This window comes from Nocardia africana NBRC 100379 (assembly GCF_001612635.1).
GTDB lineage: Bacteria > Actinomycetota > Actinomycetes > Mycobacteriales > Mycobacteriaceae > Nocardia > Nocardia africana.
In genome coordinates, this window is the sequence record NZ_BDAV01000065.1 from 1 (window position 1) to 2,264 (window position 2,264).

3 protein-coding genes are annotated in these 2,264 nt (G+C 67.0%); all 3 read right to left on the bottom strand.

Features of this window, described 5'->3' with window-relative positions; genetic code table 11:
• Positions 1–996 (bottom strand): TrbL/VirB6 family protein (locus NA3_RS35180; RefSeq protein WP_501193632.1); only part of this gene is annotated, 996 nt, incomplete at its 3' end.
• On the bottom strand, positions 993–1,655 hold the full coding sequence (locus NA3_RS35185; RefSeq protein ID WP_062969231.1) for a DUF8175 domain-containg protein: 663 nt from the start codon (positions 1,653–1,655) through the stop codon (positions 993–995). The genes NA3_RS35180 and NA3_RS35185, both read right to left, overlap by 4 nt.
• Positions 1,656–1,789: 134 nt before the next feature.
• A partial coding sequence (locus NA3_RS35190) for a DUF8175 domain-containg protein (RefSeq protein WP_218021961.1) occupies positions 1,790–2,264 on the bottom strand: 475 nt, incomplete at its 5' end.

Genomic DNA, 2,264 nt, shown 5'->3' on the forward strand with positions numbered 1-2,264 from the left:
AGAACCCATAGCGATGCCGAGGGCGCCACCGGCTAGGGCGGCGCCTGCTCCTCCCCCGCCGCCGAGGGTCGCCACCGCGGGAGCGACCAGCCGCATCAAGGCCGGCAGCACGATCGTCACCGACAACAGCAAGATCATGCCGAGCAGCACTAGTTGCGGGTCTTGTTGCTGACCAGCGGTTTTCGTGCCTGCTGCGGTGAAGGCGATCGCGTAGATGAGGGCGCCGACCGGTTTCCACAGCACGAACGCCAGCGCCCACGACAACATCCGCTTGTACGCCTGCGAACCTGGCCCGGTGCCCGCCGCGGCAGCGGCCAGCGGAATGGCCGCGACGACCAGGATCAAGACGGCTTGGCGGATGACGAGCATGGCGAGTTGGACGAGCATGCTGATCAAGCCGAGGACGGCCAGCACCAGCAGGACACCGGAGCCGAGGTTGCTGTGATCGCGCAGGTTGTTGTCGACCAGCCGCTCGACCGCGCCGTATAGGTCGTCTCCAGTGGCGTCGTTGATCACCCAGTTACTGAACGCATCACCGGCTTTCGTACCGGTAGTAATCAGGGCGGAGAACATCATCGACGCGAACACCGCCCGCGCGAACATGAGGAAGCTCTCCTGCGCCTCCCCCGCGACACCACCACGCTTGGCCATCGCCAACCGAGCGGCCGCGAACAAGATCCCCGCGATCATCAGCAGAACCTGCAGACCGCTGGTGTACCCGCGGATCGACGCCAAGGCAGGGCCGGGCTCTCCAGTAGACGCCGCCAACTGCGGAGAGGGCAGATTGACCCACCAGGTCACATCGAATCTCAGCGCCTTGGTCATTCCGTCGATCAGGGAGTCAACAACGCTGTCGAAAGCGGAGTTGGCTGCGGAGTTGGCGGCTTCGCCGCCGAGTTGTTTCAACGCGCACACCGCGCCGGGCCCAGTGGGCAGGTCGCACACGATATCCGGCAGCTGAGCATGGGTGACAGTGGCGATAGCTGGAGTCGTCATGTGGTGGTCCTCCATTGCCTGAAGCCGGCAAGGTTTTCCATGGGAACGCCTGGCTGCCAGAGTCTTTCGATGTCGTCTGGCAGGCGCACTCTCCAGTCGTTGTCGTAGGTCATAGGCCAGGAGACGGAGGCGTAGCCGTCGCGGGTTCGCGTGACGATGTCGACGACCGCGAAATCGGGGCGGTAGCCGGTGCGGATGCGGATGCCGTCGGGGACGGTGACGTAGCGGCCGGCATCCGGTGTGCGGGTGCGGCTGCGCGTGACCCTGGCGATGAACGCATCGGTGTCACCGACGAAGCGCGCACGAACAACGTTCTGCCACAGTCCCTCTGGTGCGGCGAGGGTGCGGGCGAGCGCGTCGCAGGCGGCCAGCGCCGCGCCTTGCGGGGTGTCGGCGAACCCGGAGGCGATCCCGTGGTCAATGACGGCCGGACCATCGCTTCCGGAGACTGGTAGCGCGGCGCCGCCCCATCCGCGTTGCCAGGACATTTGCGCTGGTGCCGCGGTGAGATAGTCGCCCGACGACGGGTTGGGGCGCGTGGCCGGATCTTGGGCAAACGCGCGTCCCTCGTCTCCGAAGACGTCGAGACGGTTGCCGAACAGGTCTGTGGTCGGCGGCTGGGCCTGTGTCGCGGTGAGCGGGGGCCGCGCAGCAGTCATGGGGATCGTTGTGGATAAACCAGCGGACGGGGGTTGAGGGGTGTCAGTACCGCATCCGCTCAGCGGGACGGCCAACGCTACTGCGAGCCCGAGCCAGCGGTGGTGTTTCAGTGGCAGAGTCGCGGCGGTCGTGTTCATCGGATCGGGAGCCGGATCGTGTCGGTGGGCAGTGTGTCGGGGGCGGTGACCAGGGCGGGGTGGTGCCCGTCGGGGAGCAGGAGTTTCCAGTCGCCGGTCTGCCAGATGACGGTGGCGGTGTTGCAGGTCAGCGATGTGTCGGGTTGCTGGGTGTAGATCGCGGTGTCGGCCCGGTCCGGGGTGTAGCCGGTGATGCGGTAGCCCAGGATCTTCGGTGGCGTGCTGGCGATCGGTGTGGTGATCGACATCTGGGCCCGCGCCACGGCCCAGTCGTCACGCCCCGCGCCGGAGGCGAGCATCTGTTGTCCGACAGTGGCCCATTGATCGTCGGGTGCCATGGACATCCGCACGACGGCGTGGATCGCCGCCAGGGCCGCCCCGGCGGGGGTATGTGCGAACCCTGCGGCGACCGCGCCGGTCACCGTGTGGGGGCCTTGGTCGGCTACCGGGAGCGAGAATCCCTGGTAGACC